The following is a 20,972-nucleotide window of genomic DNA, read 5'->3' on the forward strand; positions in this document are numbered from 1 at the left end:
CGATCCGTTCGTCGAATCGGGTCGGCTGCGGCCGAGGTGCCGGACTCCGTCCTAGTCCGGCACCTCGGCTACTCCGGCGCTTCGCCTCGCTGCCAGTCGGCGATGCCGGGTCCGTGGGCGAGTCGGCCGCGGCCCCTCCCCAGCCCCTTCCTGCCGGGGACGGCACCCCGTCCTCCCGCCTGCCGCCCGACTTCCGCCACCGACGGACGCTGCAGACAGTAAGCGTGCGGCCGGGCCTGGGCAATGCGCACGGTGCACAACAGGAGGGCGGCGGCTAGTCACGGTGCACAGTCGGTGACCCGCAGGGCGTGGACGAGGTCGTGGGTGCCGGGCCCGGAGGCCAGCAGGTCCCGGTTCAGGAGGCGTTCGGCGGCACGCAGGTGGGTGCGGACCGTGGTGCGGCTCATATCGAGCGTCCGCGCCGTGCGCTGCGCGTCGGTGTCCGAGTCGACCCAGGCCCGCAGCGTCTGGAGCAGGTGTCGCTGCCCGCCGTCGTGCAGGGGCATGAGGAACGCCCGCGCCCAGGTGGCGGCCTCCTCGGTGGCCAGCAGCGCGCCCAGGGACGGCGCCGGGCCTTCGCCTGCCGAGGCGCCGCCCGGTGCCGGAAGTCCGCTGACGGTGAGGGCGAGCGTGAGGTCGGCGCGGCAGTGCACGTCGTGCAGGTCCGAGCCGAGCGCCTCCTCGACCCGGCGCAGGTGCGCCGTGACCGTGTTGCGGCTGATACCCAGCAGGCGCGCGACCCCCGAGCGCGGGAAGCTCAGCGCGAGGCGGGTGACGTCGACGGTGAGCCGGGGGAGCGATTCGAGCGGCCGCAGGAGCGTGCGCGCCCAGGCGTGGGCCTGCTCGCGCGGCAGCAGTCGGGCCAGCGGCGCGCTGCCGTGGTAGGGGGCGGCGCGGTCCGGCGTGTGGCGGGCGGCGGCCAGGGCGTGGCGGGCCTGCTCGTAGGCCTCCGCGGTCGCCGCGAGGGGCCGCGGCTCGCTGATACCGAGTGCGTACCGCGGCTCGTCGCCGACCAGGGAACGCAGCAGCCCGCCCAGTCCGTCCTCGCCGTCCTCGCGCCCGCCGTCGGGGATGAGGCAGATGAGGTGGGAGTCGTAGACCGGGCAGCGCAGCATCAGGCTGCGGCCGTGGTAGCCGGAGGAGTCCTGGTAGCGCTCGGCGATCCGGTCGCGGTCCGGGGGCGGGCAGTGCAGCACGTGGAGCCGGATGCGCTCGGCGTCCAGCAGCGGGGGGACGGCGCCGGTCGTCATCCTGCGGGCCAGCGCGAGGTCGCCCGCCATCAGGGCCATGAAGACGGCGAGGCGCAGCCGTCTCGCCGCCCGGTTGTAGCGGTGGGCCAGCTCGTCGGCGTAGCGGACGCGGCGCAGCGCGTCGATCACGGTTCCGGTGTGCGAGGCGAGGGTGATCGTCTCGCGTGTCAGCGGCGATCGGGCCGCCACCACCAGCACCGTCCGCGGCGACTCCCGCCGCAGGACCTCGCACCGCACGTGCAGCTCGCCCGTCTGCGTGGCGGCCGCGGCGAGCCGCCCGCCCGCGAGCTGCCCCAGCACCGGCCGGAGGGCCGCGAGCACGTTCGCGGTGATCCCCGGGGTCGCCAGGTCCACCGCGCCTTCACCGTCGACCAGGGCGATGTCGGCGCCGGTCTGCCGCCGCAACCGGTCGGCGAGCCGCCGCGACTCGGATTCGGTGTCCTGGGACGCGCTGAGCCGCAGATGGCGCAGCAGATCGTCGAGGATCCGCGATGTCGACACGGCACTCCCAACCCGTCGGCCCGTGCTGCCCCTGTCGGATGCGGGCGGACCGGCCCCGGGTTCCGTCGGCAGACTTTCAGATTAAAGGTTACTTAATACGGAGAATGCGGCGAATGCCGTGATTACCGCCTGCGGCGGACGGCGGGGCGCCCTGCCGCGCGACCGGCGGAATCCGCGGCGTCCACGGCTGCGGTCCCGCACCACCTTGCCGCGTGCCCCACCTGGGGCGGGCGCGGCCGCGACGCGCCCTCCTCCATCATCGGCCATCGGGCGGGAACCGCCGACCGGGTGTGCATCGCGACGCGTGCCCCGGTGATCGCCGAACCGGCCGGCGGGCGTCCTGCGCGGCGCCGCCGGAGGAGCCGTCCTGCCCGCAGTTTCGCGCGTCGGACCAGCTCAGGGCTCTCGCGCGCCCGCGCCGCATCGGCGCCGGCGCCCGGCCGCCGCCCCGGAGCACCGGAGCCGCGGCCGGAGCGCGGCCGCACCTCCGGACGGTGCCGACCGCGGAGCACCGCGGCCTTTGCACGGCTCCCTTGGGTCAGTATATTCGGGTGTCCGAAGTATTTTTTTCCTGGAATACCGAAGGCGGAGCCATGAACCGTTCAGCGGAGGGCTACCCGAGCCCGGAGTTCACCGATCCCTACCCGTACGGCTACCTTTACGCGGGACTCTCCGTCGCCCCGCCGCGCGCACCCCTGGTGCGGCGCAGCGCCGAACGCGACGACGCGCTGGAGCACTGCCGCAGCCTGGCCGGGCGTCTCGAAGCCCGTACCGACGTGGTCCGCGCGCGCGTGTTCGAGACGGTGCTCATCCCGCCGCTCAAGGGCGTGCCCCGGTTCGACGTCCTGGTGCTCGTGGAGGCCGCGGCGCCGGACGCGCTCCCCGGCGTGCGGGCGGACGAGGCCTTCCAGGAAATCGGGGCCGACCTGGTGATGCCCGCCTACAACAGCGTGCGGATCGGCGACACCGAGGACCCGGCGTCGGGCACCTACCTGTTCAACCACTTCACCGCCGCGGACGGCGAGGCCGCGCTCCGCGCGTGGGAGGACCTGGCCGGCTGGTACACCGCCAAGGCCGGCGTCGACAACTCCGCGCCCCTCGTCCCGCTGGAGGACGCGCGCTTCGCGTTCGTCAACTACGTGCGCCTGCCGGGCGGCGCGGCGGCCTTCATGGCCGACCAACTGCTGCGGCCGAGCTTCCACAGGTTCGTGCGCGGCCGGCTCAAGGAGAACGGGATGGCGGCCCTGCCGCTGATCTGCCGCCCTCGGTGAAATACGCGGTGCCGCGGAAGGGGGCACCGAATCCTGGGTCCCCGCACCTCCGATTCCCGTTTCCGAACAGAAGTTCGGACATCCGAACAGGCTAGAATCGGGTTATGCACGGTGCCGAGGACTCCGACGACGCCCGGCTCCCCGACGCCGACCTGGTCGAGGGGGTACTCCGTTTCGTCCCGCTGCTGGAGAACTACTACCGGCGCGCGCACGACGAGATGCCCGAGGAGCTTCAGCGGACGTTCCGGAGCCACGGCCTCACCGGTCGGCACGGGGGCGTCCTGGTCCAGCTCGTCCACGGCCGGGAGCTGACCGTGACCGAGCTCGCCGAGCGGTTGGGCGTGCGCCTGTCGACCGCCAGCGAGCTGGTCGGCGACCTCGCCTGCGTCGGACTGGTGATGCGCCGACCGGACCCGGGCGACCGCCGGCGCGTGCTCGTCGCACTGGCCCGGGACTACCAGGAGCCGATGGAGCGGTTCATGGCCTCCCGCGCCGCCCCGCTGCTGCGGGTGCTGGAGCGGCTCTCGCCGAGTGAGCTGCAGGGCTTCGCCGCGGGCCTGGAGGCCTGGGCCCGCGAGGTCAACGGGTAGCGCCCGCCCCGGCCGCCTCCCCGTGGTCGGCCTCCGCCGGCGTCACCCCACCGGCGGCCCGACCCACCTGTAGCGGCGCTCCGGGCGGCCGGCGGTTCCGTAGCGCAGACGCACCTCGGCGCTGCCCGCCTGCACGAAGTACTCCAGGTAGCGGCGTGCGCTGACACGCGAGAGCCCGGTCAGCCCGGCGCACTCCGAGGCCGACGCTTCGCCGGCGCGGCGCAGTTCGCCCTCGACGAGGCGCGCGGACTCCGGTGTCAGGCCCTTCGGCATCGCCGGGCCCGACGCGCCGGCGCCCGACGGCGCGGCGGCGGCCCCGCCGAACACGCGGTCGACGTCGTCCTGCCCCGGCACGCCCGGGCCCTCCAGCGCGCGGCGGGCCTCCTGGTACCGCGTCAGCCGCTCCCGCAGCGCGGCGGCGTCGAAGGGCTTGATGATGTAGTGGACCGCGCCGCCGTGGAGCGCCTGGCGGACGGTCGCGGCCTCGCGCGCGGCGGTGATCATCAGCGCGTCCACCTGCGGCGACCCGCCGCCACGCAGCCTGCGCAGCACGTCGATACCGCTGATGTCGGGCAGGTAGATGTCCAGCAGCAGCAGGTCCGGGCGCAGCTCCTCGGCCAGCCGCAGCGCCTCCGCTCCCGTGCGCGCCTCGCCCACCACGGTGAACCCCGGCACCCGCTCCACGAGCCGCCGGTTGACCTTCGCGACCATGAAGTCGTCGTCCACGACGAGCACACGGATCACCGCGCGTCCTCCTCTGCGCCGCCGGTTCCGGTTCCGGCCGCGCCGTCCGCGTCATCGGCAGCCGGGGCATCGCGGCAGGGCAGCCAGGCGGTGAACTCCGACCCGGCGACCTCCACACCGCCTCCGCGGCGGTTGCACACCAGGCGGGTGAGCGCCAGGCCCACGCCCCGGGCGCCCGCCCCGGACTCCTTGGTGCTGAACCCGCTGCGGAACACCTCTTCGGCCAGCTCCGGGGGCACGCCGCGGCCGGAGTCGAGCACCCGCACGCGCACCGCGTCCTGGGCCCCGGCCACCTCGACCTCGACCCAGCCTTCCTCGCCCTCGCCGCGGACGGCCTCCAGCGCGTTGTCCACCAGGTTGCCGACCACGGTCACCAGGTCGGCCGACAGCCGCTCGTCCTGCTCGCCCAGCTCGGTCCGCTCGGAGACGCGCAGCTCGCCGCCCTGCTCGGCGGCCAGGCTCGCCTTCGCGATGAGCAGCGCCGACACCGAGGGGTCGGCGACCCGCGAGGTGACGTCGGCGGCCAACTGGGCGCGGGCGCCGCCGACACTGGCCACGTACCGCTCCACCTCGTCGTACTCCTCCAGGCTCAGCAGCCCGCTGATGACGTGCAGCCGGTTGCTGAACTCGTGCGCCTGCGCGCGCAGCGCCTCGGTCGTGGTGCGGGTGATGTTCAGCTCGTGCCGCAGCGCGACCAGGTCGGTGCGGTCGCGCATGGTGGTCACCGACCCGATGCGCCGACCGCGCGTCTTCAGCGGCGTCCAGTTCAGGGTCACCAGGCGGTCGTTCATCACGGTCACCCGGTCGGGCTCGGGGACCTGGTCGGTCAGCACCTCGACGAGCTGCGGGTCCACGCCCAGCTCGGTGAGCCGGCGCCCCTCCGGCTCCGCGGGCAGCCCGAGCAGCTCCGCGGCGGTGTCGTTGACCAGGGTCACCCGGTTGTCGCTGTCCAGGCCGAGCACGCCCTCCTTGATGCCGTGCAGCATGGCCTCGCGGTGCTCGGCCAGGCCGGCGATCTCGGCGGGCTCCAGGCCCAGGGTCTGGCGCTTGACCCGGCGGGACAGCAGCAGCGACCCGGCGACGCCGAGGGCGCAGGCGATGCCCAGGTACACGAGCAGGGTCGGGGCGGCCTCGGCCATGAGCTCCACCGGCCCCGGGTAGTCGCGGACGCCGGCGACGACGCCGATCACGCGCCCGCTGTCGTCGATCACCGGAACGTGCGCGGTCAGCACGCGCCGCTCGCCGAGCGTCACGACGCCGACCCACGAGCGCCCGGCGAGCACCGGGCTGTCCCCCCGCGGCAGCTCCTGCCCGATCAGCCGCGGATCGGCCGAGGCCAGCGTGCGCATGTCCGTACCGGCGATGATCAGGTCGTCGATGTCGGCGAGGCCGCGCAGCCCTTCGGCGGCCGGCTGCAGGATGCCCTCGTCGGAGGAGTCGCTCAGCCCACTGCGGATGGCGTCGGTCGCGGCGGCCGTCTCGGCGACCGACAGGATGCGCTCGCCCTCGACCTCGCGGAAGCGGGCGTCGGCCTGCGCCATCGACACCCCGGCCACGGCGACGAGCACGGCCACCACGATCGCCAGCTGCAGGCCCAGGAAGCGGCCCGCGAGCGTGAGCCTGATCCGCACCTCTCCTCCCCGCCGTCACGACACACACCGGACCGGCCGGGGGCCGTTGGACGGCGCGCCCACCCGATCCGCCTCATCCTCGCACGTCGGCGACCTGCCGGCGCGTGACCAATACGACCGAAACGTCCATTACCACCACTGCTCGCACAACGGCCAGAACGGTTCTGCGAGCCCGGCCGCCCCTGCTTTCATGTGCCTCCCCTCACATCCGCCTGTACGGCGGATCACCATTCCCCGACACGATTCAGGAGGCACCATGTTCCGCACGTTGGCCGCACGCCTGGCCGCCCCGGTGTCCGTCTGCGCCTCGCTGGCGCTGGTGGCCACCGGCTGCGGCTCCGGCGGCTCCGCCGGAGGCGGCGACGGCGCGTGGGCGCCGGAGAAGCCCATCGAGATGGTCGCGCCCGCCGCGACCGGAGGCGGCTGGGACACCCTCGCCCGCACCAGCTCCCGTGTGCTGGAGCAGAACAACCTCGTCGACCAGCCGATCCAGGTGGTGAACAAGCCCGGCGGCGGCGGTGCCGTCGGCTGGGCCTACGTCGCCGGCGCCCCCGAGCCGACGCGGCTGTTCGTCACCAGCCCGCCCATCACCCTGGTGCCCCTCACCAGCCAGTCCTCCCAGGACCACGACGACTTCACCCCGATCAGCCGGCTGATGACCGAGTACATGGTCTTCGCGGTGCCCGCCGACTCCCCGCTGAAGTCGATGGGCGACCTCGTGGACAAGCTCAAGGACGACCCGTCCTCGCTCAGCGTCGCCGGCGGCTCCGCACCCGGCAGCATGGACCACGTCGCCTTCGCCGGCGCCATGAACAAGGCCGGGATCGACCCCCGCAAGCTCAAGTACGTCCCCTACGACGGCGGCGGCGAGGCCCTCACCCAGGCGATCGGCGGGCACGTCGACGCGGCCGTGACCGGGGTCTCCGAGGCCGCCGGCCTGGTGGAGTCCGGTGACCTGAGGGCGCTGGCCGTCTCGGCGCCGGAGCGCACCGAGACGCTGCCGGATGTGCCGACCCTGCGTGACGAGGGCGTCGACTACACCTACGACGTCTGGCGGGGCGTGATGGGCCCCGGCGAGATGACCGACGCGCAGGTCGCCTACTACGAGAAGGCGTTCAAGCGGATGGTCGAGCAGGAGGACTGGAAGAGCGAGGCGAAGAAGCTCGGCTGGGAGACCTCCTACATGGACAGCCAGGAGTTCGGCTCGTTCCTGGACAAGTCGAGCAAGGACGCCGAGAACCTGCTCGGCGAGATCGGGCTGCGGAAGGAGCAGGGCTGACATGACGCCGTTCGGCTTCTCCAACCGGGCGGCGGCCCTCGTGGTCGGCCTGTTCGCGGTCGGCTACCTGGTGCTGGCGTTCCGGATGCCGGAGTTCACCGCGGTCGAGGTGCCCGTTCAGCCGTCGACGCTGCCGCGCTGGCTCGGCGTCGTGCTGCTGCTGCTCGCCGGGCTGCTGTTCTTCCAGCGCGGAGAGCCCGGCGAGGACGGCGAGCAGGTGCCCGCGGCGAGCCCCTCCGGCACCGGAAGCGCCGAGGGCGCGGAAGGGCGAACGGACGCCGCGGAGAGCGCCGCGGGCACGCCGGCCGGGACCGCGGGCGCCGCGGTCCCGGCGGGCGCCGCCCTCGGGCGGATCCCCGATGCGCGGCTGGAACTGGCGGCCTTCGCCGCCTCCATCGCCGCCTACATCCTGCTGTTCGAACCCCTCGGGTTCCTGATCAGCAGCGCGGTGTACGTCTTCGGCGCCTCCTGGTACCTCGGGTACCGCCGCCACTGGGCCAACGCCCTGGTCAGCGTGGGTGTACCGGCGTCGCTGTACTTCACCATGTCCGAATTCCTCGACGTCGCGCTGCCCACCGGGCCGCTGCCCTTCTGACCCCGCGGAGCCACCCTCATGGAAACGCTCGACCAAATCGGTTACGGGTTCGCGGTCGCGCTGGCGCCGGAGAACCTGCTGTTCGTCTTCATCGGCGTGCTCACCGGAACGATCATCGGGATGCTGCCCGGTCTCGGGCCGATGAGCGCGATCGCGCTGATGATCCCCATCGCCTTCGGCATGGACCCCACCACGGCCATCATCATGCTGGCCGGGGTCTACTACGGCGCCGTCTTCGGCGGCTCGACGTCCTCGATCCTGCTGAACGCACCGGGCATCTCGGGGACGGTGGCCACCGCCTTCGACGGCTATCCGATGGCGCGCCAGGGCAAGGCCGGCAAGGCGCTGGCCATCGCCGCGATCGCGTCGTTCACCGGCGGCACCGTCGGCGTCGTGCTGCTGATGCTCATCGCCCCGTGGCTGGCGAAGTTCGCGGTCAGCTTCGGCCCGGCCGACTACTTCTCGCTGATGGTCCTCGGCCTGACCGCGGTGGTCTCCCTGGGCGGCAAGAACCTCACCAAGGGGCTGATCGCGGCCGTGGTGGGGGTGATCATCTCGCTCGTCGGCATCGACTCCCAGACCGCGACCATGCGCTTCACCTTCGGTGTGCCGGAGCTGTTCGAGGGCGTGCAGTTCCTCATCGTCGCGCTGGGCGTGTTCGCACTGGCCGAGGTGTTCGCGATGCTGGCCCGCCGCGGCACCGGCGGCGGTGACGGCACCATCACCTCGCTGCGGCTGAACCGCCGCGAGGTCGGAACCCTGGCACCGCCGACGGCCCGCGGCTCGCTGCTGGGGTTCTTCGTCGGCGTGCTGCCCGGCGCGGGCGCGACGATCGCCTCGTTCATGGCCTACTCGACCGAGAAGCGCATCGCCCGCGACGGCGCGACGTTCGGCAGCGGCAACATCAAGGGGGTCGCGGCTCCGGAGTCGGCGAACAACGCGGCGGCGGTGGGCTCGTTCGTCCCGCTGCTCACGCTGGGCGTTCCGGGCTCGGGCACCACGGCGATCCTGCTCGGCGCACTGCTGGTCCTGGGCGTGCAGCCCGGGCCGCTCATGCTCTCCGACCACCCCGACGTGTTCTGGGGCGTGGTCGCGAGCATGTACGTCGGCAATCTCGTGCTGCTCGTGCTGAACCTGCCGCTGATCCCCCTGTTCGCGAAGGTGCTCAAGACCCCGCGGGCGGTTCTGCTGCCCCTGGTCGTCGTGTTCTGCGTCATCGGCGTGTACGGTCTGAGCTTCACCGTCTTCGACCTCTGGCTGCTGCTCGGGTTCGGGGTGCTGGGCTATGTGATGCGGCAGAACGGGTTCCCCGCGGCGCCGCTGATCCTCGGCCTCATCCTCGGCGGCCTGATGGAGAAGTCGATGCGCCAGGCGCTGCAGATCTCCGACGGCGACTGGTCCACGTTCGTCACCAGCCCGTTCTCGGCGGGCCTGCTCGTGCTCGCGGTCCTGGCGCTGGCGGGGCCGCTGCTGGCCCGGCTGCGGCGCCGCCCGTCGGCGCCCTCCGGCGCGGCGCCGCCGGAAGAGGGCTCCGGCGGGGATGACGGCGGATCCGAGGACGGACCCGGCGGCGCAAGCGGGGGCGCCCGACGCTCCCCCGCGCCCGCCGGCGAGGGGCACGAGGCCGCCGAGGGGAGGTAGCAGCGACGATGCGGGCCGAAGCCGGGAACCGCCGCGCGCGGGGCACCCGCGCACGGTGGCGGCTCCGGCTCGCCGCGTCCGCGGCGGCGGCGCTGCTGGGAGCGGCCGGGTGCGCCCCGGTCGCCCCCATGTCCGAGGTGCGCATCATGGTGCCCAACCCGCCCGGCAGCGGCTACGACATGACGGCCCGGACGGTCGCCGCCACCCTCAAGGACACCGGCCTGGCCGCGGAGGTCGACGTGTTCAACCTCCCCGGCGCCGCCGGGACGGCGGGCATGGCCCGGCTGATGTACGAGGCGGGCAACGACCGGCTGCTGCTGCAGATGGGTCTGGGGCTCGTCGCCCGCACGCACCTGCAGGACACGCACCGCATCACCGCCGCCGTGCCCCTGGCGCGGATGGTGCAGGAGCCCACGGTGCTGCTGGTGCCCGCCGACTCCCCGTACCGGACTCTGGACGACCTGGTCGACGACTGGCGTGACCCGGATGTACCCGTCCGGCTCGGCGGCGGCTCCAGCCCCGGCGGACCCGACCACCTGGCGCTGATGCTGCTGGCCGAGCGGCTGGGCATCCCCGCCGCCAACACCGACTACATCTGGCACGACGGCGGCGGCGAGATGCTGTCGGCGCTGGTCGAGCAGCGGGTCGACGTGGCGGCGTCCGGTGCCGGCGAGTACCGCCACGCCGTCGAGGCGGGCGAGCTGCGCGTGCTGGCGGTGACCGGCCCCGACCCGATCCCCGGAATCGACGCGCCGACGCTGCGGGAGCTCGGCATCGACCTGGAGTTCCTCAACTGGCGCGGACTGCTCGCGCCGCCCGGCATCAGCGAGTCGCGCCGCGAGGAGCTGATCGACGCGCTGGATGAGCTGCGCACCACCCCGGAGTGGCGCGACGCGCTGAACGACAACCACTGGCACGACGCCTATCTCGCCGGCGACGACTTCGGCGCCTTCCTCGCGGCCGAGGACGACCGCGTCGGCGGCCTCCTCGCCCGCCTCGACGAGTCCTGACGGCACAGCGCCGGCGACCAGCGACGGCGAGATGCGCGCGCTACAGCTCGGCGGAGCGGGCGGCGCTGAGGAAGGCGTCCCACTCGGCGGCGGGGAAGGCGAGGTATCCGGCGCCGGGGGATTTCGAGTCGCGCAGAGCCGCACCGGCGGGGAGGTCGGCGACTTCGACGCAGTTGCCGTTGACGCCGCTGTGGCTGGACGTCCGGAAGGACGGGGACGGGGCTATGGGGGCGACCTCCACACACTCCTGCCCCTGAGCGCTGTAGCTGCTCTTGCGGAAGGACGGCGGGATGGGGGCGACCTCGACGCAGTCCACTCGGTCACTGCTGTAGCTGGACTTGAAAAACACCAATCGCTCAGTCGTCGTCATACTGATCGTCGGACTCCATGATCTGTTGGATGAACTTCAGAGTATGGGGTGGCCGAAGCGCGGCCGAGTTGAGGTTGGCGAAAATCGTCACGAACCGCTGTACAGACGGAACATCCTGAACAAAGAGGCTATCTGTAGCAGTCTCTGTATAGACGATGCCGGGGTCCATTTCTGCCGGGAAGTCCAGGATGACGAATGAGCCTGCAAGCCCCGCGTGCATGCCAGCAGTGAAGGGCAGCACCTGTATGTCGACGTTGTGACGAGTGGCGACGTTGAGGAGGTGCTGCAACTGGTCCCGCATGACGTGCGGATGGTCGAGCTTCCTCCGCAGTGCGGCCTCGTCGATGACAGCCCAGATCTGGGGCGGGTCGTGGCGGCTGAGGATCTGTTGCCGCTGAAGACGTGCCTCGACGAGCCTCTGAACCTCGTTCTCCGTGTAGGCACGACCGCCTCGGAAGACTGCCTCGCTGTATTCAGGCGTCTGAAGCAGCCCAGGAATGACTTGACATTGATAGGTCCGGATCATAGAGGCTTCGACCTCGAAGTCAGGTAGGGCGTTACCTCCGAATACGTCCTTGTACTTCGACCACCAGCCCTGCTCCTTGGACTCCCGAGCCAGTTCGTGGAGCGCCTCCCTGGCTTCTGCGGGAGCTTGGTAGAGGTCCGCCAGTGCATCGATGTCACGGGCCTTGATGCGCCTGGCTTCGGCCGTCTCGATGTTGCTGAGCGTCGAGGCGGGGACGTCGGCCAGCTTGGCTGCTGCGGAAAGCTTCAGACCTTGGGCGTCGCGAAGGCGCCGAAGCTCTGCGGCCAGCCGACGGCGTCGCACTGTGGGACTGAAGGGGCGGTGCATGGACATGATCCTAGGCGATTGGTTCTCGAATTTCGAATCATCGTGTTGACATCTCGAATTTCGAGTTTCACTATGGATATGCAGTCGATCACAGAATCGTCGCGCTCAGTAGTCAAGCTACTCATCGCCCGCCGCCCTGTCCGGAAAACGGGCCACACGCACGCCTCTGCTACCGGATCGGGACCCACACCTCAAGGAGTCGCCATGTCCTCCTCTCATGCTGCCCTCAGCCAGCTACCGCCCGTAACCGTCCCGCTCGCTCTCCTCATCCCCCGGCAGAAGCAGCACTACTTCGACACCATCGGCCCGCGCACGCCCTACCGGTCCCGCGCCTTCACGTTCTGGGGCGATGCGGCCCTGTTCCCCCTGGTCCACGCCTTCCTCAACGGATGCGCGCGCGACCGGGACCCCGACTACCGCTACGTCTTCGATCTCCTGGGCACCGAGCTCGCGGGCAACGCCGTCCGGCACACGCGCTCCGGCGAGCCGGGCGGCACCTTCACGCTGCGCGTGGACCGCTCGGCCGCGGGGCTGACGCTCACCTGCCGCGACGGCGGCCTGCCCGACACGCATCTGCGGGACCGCCGCGACCGCGCCCGCCTCCAGCCCAACCCCGCCGGACTGCACGCCAACGCCGACGCCACCGCCGGACGCGGGCTCGCCCTCGTGGACGCGCTGGCGACCGCCTGGGGCGACAACGGCGTACCCACCTACCGCCACGTGTGGTTCCACCTGGCCTACGACTTCGCGGGCTCCGCCTGGGCCGCCGCCTGAAGGACGAGGCGGCAGCCCGGCGTTCGCCGCGGCTCCCGCCGACCCGCCCACTCCTGCCCACTGCCGCCCGACCTCACTGCCGCCCGACGGCAAGCGGCCCGGAAGGTGCACCACCACCTCCCGGGCCCTGATCCCACAACCTGTTGCAATGCGAAAGGAACGGAATCAATGCCCGACATTACCCTCGCGCCCGCCCGCACCGCCGCCCCCGTCCACAGGCGCACCGGCACCCCCGCACCTATGCATCCCCCTGTGCCCGCACCCGCACCGGTGCCGCCCCCGCGCGAGCCCGCCGACATCGCGGACGCCCCACCCACCCGGCGACCCTGCACCGACTGCGCCCATCCCTTGTGCCGCACCCGCCGCGCCGGCCGCCAGGACCGCATATACGGCCGCACCCCGGAGTTCGCCCGCGAACACCGCACCGCGGCCGCCGTCCAAGCCCGCTGCCGCAGCGCCGTCGTCTGGTTCGGCGAAGCCACCCAGTCCTACTGGGCCGCTACCCCCGGCGGCCTCATCGAGGCCCCCGACGCCGACACGCTCCTGCTCACCCTCTCGGCCGGGGCCGCCCGGCCCCGGCGTCCCTCCGTGCGGTCGGCACCTCCGGAACGATCGCGCTGAAATCGCGAACTCGTGCCGTACAGGATGGAAGAAACCTGGCGGAAGCCGGCCCCGCCCACACAGGAGGGCGCGGGCGGCTTCCGGCCCCGAGGACCGCTCACTCCGCCGCCAGGAGGTCGTGGAAGTGGGCGAGCATGCGCTCGCGGTCGGGGGGTGTGCCGGTGAAGAGCTGGAAGGCGTCGGCCGCCTGGAAGACGGCCATGGCTCCGCCGTCCAGGGTGGCGCAGCCACGGGACTCCGCGTCGTCCAGCAGTTCGGTGCGCAGCGGGCGGTACACGACGTCGGCGACCCAGAGCGGGGGGCGCAGCAGCTCGCGCGGGACGGGCGTGCCGGGGTGGTGGGCCATGCCCACCGGGGTGGCGTGCACCAGGCCGTCGGCTCCGGCGAGCAGGCGCTCGGGGTCGTCGGCGCCGGCGGGCTCGCAGCGGGCGTCGCGGAACCGGCGGCCGACGCGCTCGGCCAGCTCGGCCGCCCGCCCGGTGTCGAGGTCGGCGACGACCAGGGTGCGCACCCCCGATTCCAGCAGCGCGTGCGCGACGGCCGCACCCGCGCCGCCGGCGCCCAGCAGGACCACCCGCTCGCGCGGCGCGTGCGGCAGGCCGCGCTCCAGCGAGCGCGCGAAGCCCGACCCGTCGGTGTTGTGCCCGATGGCCGAGCCGCCGTCGAAGACCACCGTGTTGACGGCCCCGATGGCGGCGGCGTCGGAGGTGAGCCCGTCCAGCACGGGCAGCACCAGCTGCTTGCACGGATGGGTGATGTTCAGCCCGTTGAAACCGAGCCGCCGCGCCGCCGGCACCAGGTCGGCCACCGACTCCGGCGGCAGGTCCAGCTCGGCGATGTCGATGGTGCGGTAGATCAGGCGCCGTCCCGTCGCGGCCGCCTCACGCTCGTGCAGGGGCGGCGTCAGCGACGGGCCGACACCCGCCCCGACGAGCCCCACGAGGTAGGACGGCGCCGTGCCGCGGGGCCCGGCTCCGGCCGCGCCCTTCGCCTGGTCCTCGCCCACCGCCCGCAGCGCCGCCTCGTCGCCGATCGCGCCGGTCACCTGGCCTGCTCCGCCCGGTGGGCCGCCATGCGCACGGCGGTGTTGGCGGCGCCGTAACCGCGGTAGCCGCCGGTGCGCTGCACGACCTCGAAGAACAGCCGGTTGTCCAGCATCGGCGTGTAGAAGTGGAAGAACTCGCCTCCGTCGGCCGAGCGGTCGTAGAGGATCCCGTTGGCGCGCATCCGCTCGCGCACCGCGGGCGCGAGGTCGGTTCGGGCCGCGAGGTCGTCGTAGTAGTTGTCGGGGATCGGCAGCGGGGCGACACCGGCGGCGCGCATCGCCTCGGCCGCCGCGAACACGTCGTCGCAGGCGAATGCGGCGTGCTGGGCTCCGCCGGCCGCATCCGAGTGCGCACCGCGGCCCAGCACCGAGACGTTGAGCGCGATGCGCAGCCCGCCGTCCCCACCGTCGGCCAGCGCCCGGCTGCGCACTAGCCCGTCGGGCGCCGCCACCTCAAGGCTCTCGTCGGGGGTCAGCCCCAGCACCGAGCGGTAGAACAGCGACGCCTCGTCGAAGTGGTCGAAGGGCTGGAACAGCCCCACGTGGTCGATCGCCGACAGCGGCGCGCCGTCGCCGCCGGCGTGCCGGTCGCGCACCGCCTCGGCGCCGAAGTCGGCGAGCCACTCCCGGCCCTCCCGCCTGCCGGGGCAGAAGAACACGGCGGTGCCGTCGGGGGCCGCGACCGCGTTCAGCCGCGACTCGGCCGGGTCGCGCCGGCGCGGCAGGGTCGGCGCGAGCAGGCGCTCGGCCCGCTCGGCCGCGCGCTCGGGGTCGGCGACCTCGACGCCGAGGGCGGTGACGGCGGCGTCGCCGTCCCAGGTGTGGCCCAGGCGCGGGTCGGTGGAGCTGAGCAGCAGGCGGACGCCGCCGCTGCTCCACAACTGGACGGGCTTGGACCGGTGGTCGCGGGTGTGGGAGAACCCGAGCGCGGCGAGCACCGCGCGCACGCGCTCGGCGCCGCCCCCCTCCTGCGCGGCGATCTCGACGAAGGCGTAGCCGGCGTCGTCGGGCGGGTCGGGCAGGCGGGTGAGGGAGGCCCGGGGCCGTGCGCCGTCGGCCCCGGGCTCCCCGCCGACGCGCTCGGCCGCCCGCTCGCGGGCGAGCGCGTCCTCCAGCACCGACAGCGAGCGCATCGCGTCGGCGGCGGTGCGGTGGGGATCGGCCGCGCGGAAGACGTCGTTGAACACCTCCAGCGACAGCGGCCCGGTGTACCCGGCCGCGAGCACGTGCCGGGTGAAACCGGTCAGGTCGAAGGCGCCCTGGCCGGGGAAGCACCGGTAGTGCCGGCTCCACTGCAGCAGGTCCATGGCCATGTAGGGGGCGTCGGCCAGCTGCAGGAAGAAGATCTTGGCGCCGGGGATGGCGCGGATTCCGGCGGGGTCTCCGCCTTTGGAGAGGATGTGGAAGCTGTCCAGGCACACGCCCAGCGACGGGTGGTCGGCCTCGGCCACCAGGCGCCAGGAGTGCTCGTAGGTGTCGACGCGGCGGCCCCAGGCCAGCGCCTCGTAGGCGATGCGCACGCCGTAGGGCGCGGCGGCCTCGGCGAGGTGGCGCAGCTGGGCCGCCGCGCGCGCGTCGTCGCCGAGGGCCGCCGGCGCGGCGTTGGAGCAGACGAGCAGCGTGTCCGCGCCGAGTTCCAGCATCAGCTCGAACTTGGCCTCGGCCCGGCGCAGGTTCCGTTCGAGCCCGGCGTCGTCGACTCCCTCGAAGTCGCGGAACGGCTGGTAGAGGTCGATCCCCAGGCCGAGCTCGGCTGCCGCCGCGCGGACCTCGCGCGGGGGCAGGGGGGAGGCGACGAGGTCGTTCTCGAAGACCTCGACCCCGTCGAACCCCGCTGCCGCGGCCGCCCGCAGCTTCTCCTCCAGGGTGCCGCTGAGCGATACGGTGGCGATACTGCGCCGCATGTCGGTTGCTCTCCGCTCCGTCGTCCTTCGGCGTGGCCGTCCGCCGGTTACCGTGCCTCTTGGAAGGCCTGGTAGAGCTCCAGCGAGTCGCCGTCGAGGTTCTTCTGGAAGTAGTCCCTGGCCTTGGAGCGGAACGCCTCGACGTCGACGTCGTCGACGATCTCGATCGTCCCGTTGGCCTTCCACTCCTTGACGATCTCGGCCTCGGCCTTCTCGATGCACTCGCGGTTCCGGGCGCGCGTCTCGCTGACCGCCTTCTGCAAAGCCTCCTGCTGCTCGGCGGAGAGCTTCTGCCACGTCTTGCCGGAGACGACGATCATCTGCGAGCCGATCTGGTGGCTCGTGAGGCTGATGTGCGACTGGACCTCGTCGAAGCTGTCGCTGTGGATGGTGGGAATGGGATTCTCCTGGCCGTCGGCGGTGCCCTGCTGCAGGGCCAGGTAGACCTCCTCGAACGCGACGGTGGTCGCCTCCGCGCCCAGGGCCTTGGCGTTCTCCAGGTAGATCGGGGAGTCGGGGAACCGCATCCGCAGGCCGTCGAGGTCGGCGGGCTTGCGGATGGGCTTGTTCGCGGTGAAGTGCCGGTCGCCGAAGTACCAGACGTCCAGGATCTTGGCGCCGGTGGCCTTCTCGAAGTCCTTCTTGATCGTCTCCGAGGCGTCGGAGTCGAAGAAGTCGAACAGGTGGTCGGCGTCGTCGAAGGCGTAGGCGGCGTCGAACACGCCGATCGGCTCGTAGGTCGAGCCGAGCGCCGCCGAGCCCTGCACGTCCATGTCGATGTCGCCGGACATCACCGAGGCGAAGGTCTCGGTGTTGTCGCCGAGCTGGCTGTCGGGGAAGGTGTCGACGGTCATGCCCACGTCGGCCTTCTCGACCTTCTCGGCGACGACGTCGATGCCGCAGCGGGTGTGCGGGTGGTCCTGGGAGTAGCTGTTGGCGAAGGAGAGGGTGAGTCCGTCGTCGGCGGACTCGCCACCGCCGCCGCAGCCGGCGAGAGTCAGGGCGGCTACGGGCAGAACGGCCGCCCAGCGAAGGGTGGTGCGCATCGAACGCCTCCTAAGGGGGTCCGGGGGATGGCGCCGCGTCCGGCGGCGCAGGGGTGTGCGGTACGGGGTAGGGCGAATCTCGTCCGGACGGGTCGGGTCCGGGTCGGGGGCGGAGGGGCTACAGGCCCAGGTATCCGGGCAGGAAGAGCACCAGGTCCGGGGCGGCGGTGAGCAGGGCGAGGACCGCGATGAGCGGGAGGAGGAACGGGGCGGTGCCCCGGAACACCTCCTGCATCGGGGTGCGGGTCGCCGAGCCGAGGACGAACAGCACTCCCCCGATGGGCGGGGTGAGCAGGCCGATCATCAGGTTCACGATGGTGATGACGCCGAAGTGCACCGGGTCCACGCCGACCTGCATCGCCACGGGCAGGAGCACCGGCACGGTGATCACCAGCGCGGCGACGGGCTCCAGGACCGTGCCGATGAGGATCAGCGCGACGTTGACCAGCAGCAGGAAGACGACCGTGCTGTCGGTGAACCCGAGCAGGAACGACGCCAGGGCCTGGGGGACCTGCTCGCGGGCGAGGATCCAGCCGAGCAGGCCGGAGGCCGCCAGGATGATCGCGATGGACGCCGCGGTCGTGGCGGTCTCCACCGCGATCCGCCACAGCGCCCCGGGGTTCAGCTCCCGGTAGCAGAACCCGAGGAGGAACACGTAGGCGGCGCCGACGGCGGCGGCCTCGGTGGGGGTGAACAGGCCGCTGAGGATGCCGCCGAGCAGCAGCACCGGCGCGCCCAGCGGGCCGATCACGCGCAGCACGGCGCCGCGCACCTCGCCGGGCTCGGGGCGGCGCCCGGCCAGGTGGGGCTGGCGGCGCCCCCAGAGGAAGACCGCGACCGCGAGTCCCGCCGCGATCAGCAGCGCCGGGACGACGGCGGCGGCGAACAGGGCGGCGGTGGAGACGGCCGCCACCGAGGCGTAGACGATGGCCGGGATGCTCGGCGGCATCACCGGTCCGATCAGGCTCGACGCCGCCGACAGTCCGAGGGAGAAGCGGCGGGAGTAGCCGCGGCTCGTCATCGCGGGCACGGTCATCTTGCCCACCCCGGCGACGTCGGCCAGCGCGCTGCCGCTCATCCAGGAGAAGCCGACGCTGACGCCGATGTTGACGTAGCCCAGCCCGGCGCGGACCCGGCCGAAGAGGACCTGGGCGAAGGCGAAGATGCGGTCGGCGATGCCCGTGTGGTTGGCGGTCACCCCGACGAGGATGAACAGCGGCACGGCCAGCAGCGGGAAGCTGTCGATCTCCTCCGCGGCCGTGCGCAGGCTCAGCCCGGTGGACTGGTCGGTCAGCGCCATGTAGGCGATGCAGGGGCCGAGGATGGCGAATGCGATGGGCACCCGCAGTACGAGCAGGAGCAGGATTCCGCAGACGACCAGCGTCGCGCTCATCGGTCGGCCTCCCCGGCGTCGGTGCCGGCGTCGGCGGGCAGCGGCTCGGCCGGGGGCGGGCCCGGCAGGAACGCGTTGGCGGTGGCGCGCAGCGCGGCCAGCGCCAGCCCGACCAGCGGGATCGCGTAGACGAAGGCCATGGGGATACCGAGAGCGGGGGTCGTCATCGGCGAGCCGCCGAAGACCAGCTCGGCGGCCTCGGCGGTGAACGCCGCGCATACGGCGGCCACCACCAGGTTGGCCGCGACCCACACCCCGCGGCGGACCCATGCCGACGGCGCGAAGTCGACCAGCTTCAGGGTGATGTGCTCGTCGCGGCCGATCAGGTAGCCCGCGAGCGAGAACGCCAGCCACACCAGGCCCAGGCGGGCCAGCTCGCCGGTCCACACCCATCCGGTCACCGGCAGGTGCCGCTGGAGGGCCTGGGTCAGCATCAGGACGAGGATCAGGGCCAGGAGCGCTACTCCCGCGGTCAGTTCCGCGGCCTCCAGCCACCGCACCGCCGCCGGGCGGGACCGCGGCGGCGGCCCCTCGCCGGCTGCTTCGGGGGTGTCGGACATCCGGGGCTCCACTCGACGAGGACAACGACAGTGCTGCTCAGGCCGGTGAACGCCGGTCCGCAGCACGGATTGTGTGAACCCTAGATTTCCGCCGCATTGCATGACAAGCGATTGCCAAATGTTGTCATCTCACGTACAACGGACACATCATGACCACCCCCAAGCGCACGACCGTCTACGACGTCGCCCGCGAGGCTGGTGTCGCCGCCTCCACGGTCTCCCGCACCTTCGGCAACCCGCGCCGGGTCAACGCGGCCACCCGCCGGCACGTGCTGGCGGTCGCCGAGCGCCTCGGCTACCACCCCAACCCGCTGGCCACCGCCCTGCAGTCGGGCCGCACGGCGACCGTGGCGATGCTCGTGCCCGACATCGCCAACCCGCACTTCTTCGGCACCATCCGCGGTGCGGAGCGCCGTGCGACGGCCGCGGACATCACCTTCATCCTCGGGTTCACCGACGAGTCCGCCGACACCGAGCGCGACAAGATCGAGCGCCTGGCCCGATCGGTCGACGGCTTCGTGCTGGCGTCGAGCCGCATGCCCGACGCCACCACCGCCGACCTCGCCCGCGAGCACAACCTGGCCCTCATTGACCGCGAGGTCGACGGCCTGCCCGGCGTCGTCATAGACAACGCCTCGGGCAGCCGGCAGCTCGTGGACCACCTCGCCTCGCTGGGGCACCGCTCGCTCGTCTACCTGTCGGGCCCGCACGGGTCGTGGCTCGCGGGCGAACGCTGGCGGGCGCTGAGCGCGGGGGCCGAGGAGCGCGGGATGGCCGCGACGCGGCTGGGTCCGTTCCCACCGCAGGTCGCGGGCGGCGGAGCCGCCGCCGACGCGGCGCTGGTCTCGGGCGCGACGGCCGTCGTCGCCCACAACGACCTGCTGGCGATCGGGATACTGCGGCGGTTGGCCGAGCGGGGGGTGTCGGTGCCCGACCAGCTCAGCGTGGCGGGCTACGACGACATCTTCGGCGCCGACTTCTGCGTGCCCGCCCTGACCACGCTGGCCGGTCCGCAGGAGGAGGCCGGCCGCGCGGCTGTGGAGATCCTGCTGAACAAGGCCTCGGCCCGCGCCGCCGAGGACGGCCCCCGCCGCGTGGTACTGCCCTCCCACCTGGTCATCCGCGACTCCACCGGACCCGCCCCGGCGTGACCGCACCGCCGCGCCGGCGGTCGGGCCACCGCGCCGGCGGTCGCGCCCGCCGGCCTCGCTTCGCGGGCCTCGCTCCCCGCGGGGATGCGCGGCGATGCCGGCGCGCGGACAGGCGCGCGGCCAAGCCGACCTGCGGCCAGGGGGCGCGGCGAAGCCTGCGTGCGGGCGGGACGGCGGGCGCTGCGCGTCCGCGTACCCGCGTGCTGCGATCCGGCTGTCCGCGGCGCCCGGGGAACGCGAGAGGGCTACCCTCGACGACGGAACGGCGAAGCCGGACCCGCGTTTCTCACGTGAGGGTAGAGTTGTGGCCAGGAGGTGCGTGGATGGGCGCCGAGCACATGCAGATCGGTCAGGTCGCCCAACGCACGGGCCTGTCGCTGCGAACCATTCGCTACTACGGCGAGGTCGGGCTGGTCGAACCCTCGGCCCGCTCACGCGGCGGGTTCCGGCTCTACACCGAGGCCGACCTCGACCGACTGCTGCTGATCAAGCGGATGAAACCGCTCGACTTCAGCCTGGAGGAGACCCGCGACCTGCTGGAGGTTCTGGACAGCCTCGCCGAACCCGGTCTGACCGAGGAACGGCGGGCGCACCTGGCCGCACGGCTGGACATGTTCGAGCAGGCCGCCGAAGAGCGCTGCCGCGCCCTGCGCGAGCAGTTGGCAATGGCCGAGGAGTTCGCCGAGCGGTTGAGCGACCAGCGGCGCGCGCACCTCGCACCGACCGGCGACAGGTGAGGAACG

20 protein-coding genes are annotated in these 20,972 nt (G+C 72.7%); 10 read left to right on the plus strand and 10 right to left on the minus strand.

Annotated elements, in window-relative coordinates; genetic code table 11:
• Positions 1 to 278 precede the first annotated feature (278 nt).
• The gene (locus tag ABD284_RS03725) at positions 279 to 1,751 is read right to left on the minus strand and encodes a helix-turn-helix domain-containing protein (protein ID WP_344140911.1); all 1,473 of its coding nucleotides are present in this window, start codon (positions 1,749 to 1,751) and stop codon (positions 279 to 281) included.
• Positions 1,752 to 2,344: 593 nt separating this feature from the next.
• On the opposite strand from ABD284_RS03725, the gene ABD284_RS03730 reads away from it, so the two are divergent.
• Both ABD284_RS03730 and ABD284_RS03735 read left to right on the plus strand, forming a co-directional pair.
• Entirely contained in the window at positions 2,345 to 3,022 is a 678-nt protein-coding gene (locus ABD284_RS03730) for a hypothetical protein (RefSeq protein ID WP_344140912.1), read from the plus strand.
• A gap of 104 nt (positions 3,023 to 3,126) precedes the next feature.
• Positions 3,127 to 3,612, plus strand: a complete 486-nt coding sequence (locus tag ABD284_RS03735) for a MarR family winged helix-turn-helix transcriptional regulator (protein WP_344140913.1) — start codon at positions 3,127 to 3,129, stop codon at positions 3,610 to 3,612.
• A gap of 42 nt (positions 3,613 to 3,654) precedes the next feature.
• On the opposite strand, the gene ABD284_RS03740 is transcribed toward ABD284_RS03735, so the two are convergent.
• Both ABD284_RS03740 and ABD284_RS03745 read right to left on the minus strand, forming a co-directional pair.
• Entirely contained in the window at positions 3,655 to 4,356 is a 702-nt protein-coding gene (locus ABD284_RS03740) for a response regulator (RefSeq protein ID WP_344140914.1), read from the minus strand.
• Complete coding sequence (locus tag ABD284_RS03745) at positions 4,353 to 5,987, minus strand: ATP-binding protein (RefSeq protein WP_344140915.1); 1,635 nt, start codon at positions 5,985 to 5,987, stop codon at positions 4,353 to 4,355. The genes ABD284_RS03740 and ABD284_RS03745 overlap by 4 nt, the downstream gene beginning before the upstream one ends.
• Positions 5,988 to 6,243: 256 nt before the next feature.
• Between ABD284_RS03745 and ABD284_RS03750 the strand changes: the two genes are divergently transcribed.
• The 4 genes from ABD284_RS03750 (at position 6,244) to ABD284_RS03765 (ending at position 10,512) form a co-directional block, all read left to right on the plus strand.
• On the plus strand, positions 6,244 to 7,266 hold the full coding sequence (locus tag ABD284_RS03750; protein WP_344140916.1) for a Bug family tripartite tricarboxylate transporter substrate binding protein: 1,023 nt from the start codon (positions 6,244 to 6,246) through the stop codon (positions 7,264 to 7,266).
• Between the two features lies 1 nt (position 7,267).
• Positions 7,268 to 7,861: a tripartite tricarboxylate transporter TctB family protein gene (locus ABD284_RS03755; protein ID WP_344140918.1), complete on the plus strand. Its 594-nt coding sequence runs from the start codon at positions 7,268 to 7,270 to the stop codon at positions 7,859 to 7,861.
• Between the two features lie 18 nt (positions 7,862 to 7,879).
• Positions 7,880 to 9,502, plus strand: a complete 1,623-nt coding sequence (locus ABD284_RS03760) for a tripartite tricarboxylate transporter permease (protein ID WP_344140919.1) — start codon at positions 7,880 to 7,882, stop codon at positions 9,500 to 9,502.
• A gap of 128 nt (positions 9,503 to 9,630) precedes the next feature.
• Positions 9,631 to 10,512 carry a tripartite tricarboxylate transporter substrate binding protein gene (locus tag ABD284_RS03765; protein WP_344140920.1) on the plus strand — a complete coding sequence of 294 codons (882 nt, stop codon included), beginning with the start codon at positions 9,631 to 9,633 and terminating at the stop codon, positions 10,510 to 10,512.
• 40 nt (positions 10,513 to 10,552) lie between these two features.
• On the opposite strand, the gene ABD284_RS03770 is transcribed toward ABD284_RS03765, so the two are convergent.
• Positions 10,553 to 10,882, minus strand: a complete 330-nt coding sequence (locus ABD284_RS03770; RefSeq protein WP_344140921.1) for a DUF397 domain-containing protein — start codon at positions 10,880 to 10,882, stop codon at positions 10,553 to 10,555.
• Positions 10,869 to 11,735 (minus strand): helix-turn-helix domain-containing protein, encoded by an 867-nt coding sequence (locus tag ABD284_RS03775; RefSeq protein ID WP_344140923.1) that lies wholly within the window; start codon positions 11,733 to 11,735, stop codon positions 10,869 to 10,871. The genes ABD284_RS03770 and ABD284_RS03775 overlap by 14 nt, the downstream gene beginning before the upstream one ends.
• Positions 11,736 to 11,939: 204 nt before the next feature.
• Between ABD284_RS03775 and ABD284_RS03780 the strand changes: the two genes are divergently transcribed.
• A complete protein-coding gene (locus tag ABD284_RS03780) occupies positions 11,940 to 12,509 on the plus strand; it encodes an ATP-binding protein (RefSeq protein WP_344140924.1) in 570 nt (189 codons plus the stop codon).
• A gap of 168 nt (positions 12,510 to 12,677) precedes the next feature.
• Positions 12,678 to 13,130: a hypothetical protein gene (locus ABD284_RS03785; RefSeq protein WP_344140926.1), complete on the plus strand. Its 453-nt coding sequence runs from the start codon at positions 12,678 to 12,680 to the stop codon at positions 13,128 to 13,130.
• A gap of 97 nt (positions 13,131 to 13,227) precedes the next feature.
• On the opposite strand, the gene ABD284_RS03790 is transcribed toward ABD284_RS03785, so the two are convergent.
• From ABD284_RS03790 to ABD284_RS03810, 5 genes are all read right to left on the minus strand, one after another.
• Positions 13,228 to 14,175: a shikimate dehydrogenase gene (locus ABD284_RS03790; RefSeq protein ID WP_425573274.1), complete on the minus strand. Its 948-nt coding sequence runs from the start codon at positions 14,173 to 14,175 to the stop codon at positions 13,228 to 13,230.
• Positions 14,172 to 16,079, minus strand: a complete 1,908-nt coding sequence (locus ABD284_RS03795; protein WP_344140928.1) for a bifunctional sugar phosphate isomerase/epimerase/4-hydroxyphenylpyruvate dioxygenase family protein — start codon at positions 16,077 to 16,079, stop codon at positions 14,172 to 14,174. Before ABD284_RS03795 ends, ABD284_RS03790 begins: the two co-directional genes overlap by 4 nt.
• A gap of 47 nt (positions 16,080 to 16,126) precedes the next feature.
• Positions 16,127 to 17,125 (minus strand): DctP family TRAP transporter solute-binding subunit, encoded by a 999-nt coding sequence (locus tag ABD284_RS03800; protein WP_344140930.1) that lies wholly within the window; start codon positions 17,123 to 17,125, stop codon positions 16,127 to 16,129.
• 118 nt (positions 17,126 to 17,243) lie between these two features.
• On the minus strand, positions 17,244 to 18,518 hold the full coding sequence (locus ABD284_RS03805) for a TRAP transporter large permease (protein WP_344140932.1): 1,275 nt from the start codon (positions 18,516 to 18,518) through the stop codon (positions 17,244 to 17,246).
• Positions 18,515 to 19,078, minus strand: coding sequence for a TRAP transporter small permease subunit (locus ABD284_RS03810; protein ID WP_344140933.1), 564 nt, complete (start codon positions 19,076 to 19,078; stop codon positions 18,515 to 18,517). Before ABD284_RS03810 ends, ABD284_RS03805 begins: the two co-directional genes overlap by 4 nt.
• A 149-nt stretch (positions 19,079 to 19,227) precedes the next feature.
• On the opposite strand from ABD284_RS03810, the gene ABD284_RS03815 reads away from it, so the two are divergent.
• Positions 19,228 to 20,229 (plus strand): LacI family DNA-binding transcriptional regulator, encoded by a 1,002-nt coding sequence (locus ABD284_RS03815; protein WP_344140934.1) that lies wholly within the window; start codon positions 19,228 to 19,230, stop codon positions 20,227 to 20,229.
• A 323-nt stretch (positions 20,230 to 20,552) separates the two neighbouring features.
• Positions 20,553 to 20,966 (plus strand): MerR family transcriptional regulator, encoded by a 414-nt coding sequence (locus ABD284_RS03820; protein WP_344140935.1) that lies wholly within the window; start codon positions 20,553 to 20,555, stop codon positions 20,964 to 20,966.
• Positions 20,967 to 20,972: the final 6 nt, after the last annotated feature.

The sequence above is a fragment of the Streptomonospora arabica genome, assembly GCF_039531585.1.
Lineage (GTDB): Bacteria > Actinomycetota > Actinomycetes > Streptosporangiales > Streptosporangiaceae > Streptomonospora > Streptomonospora halophila.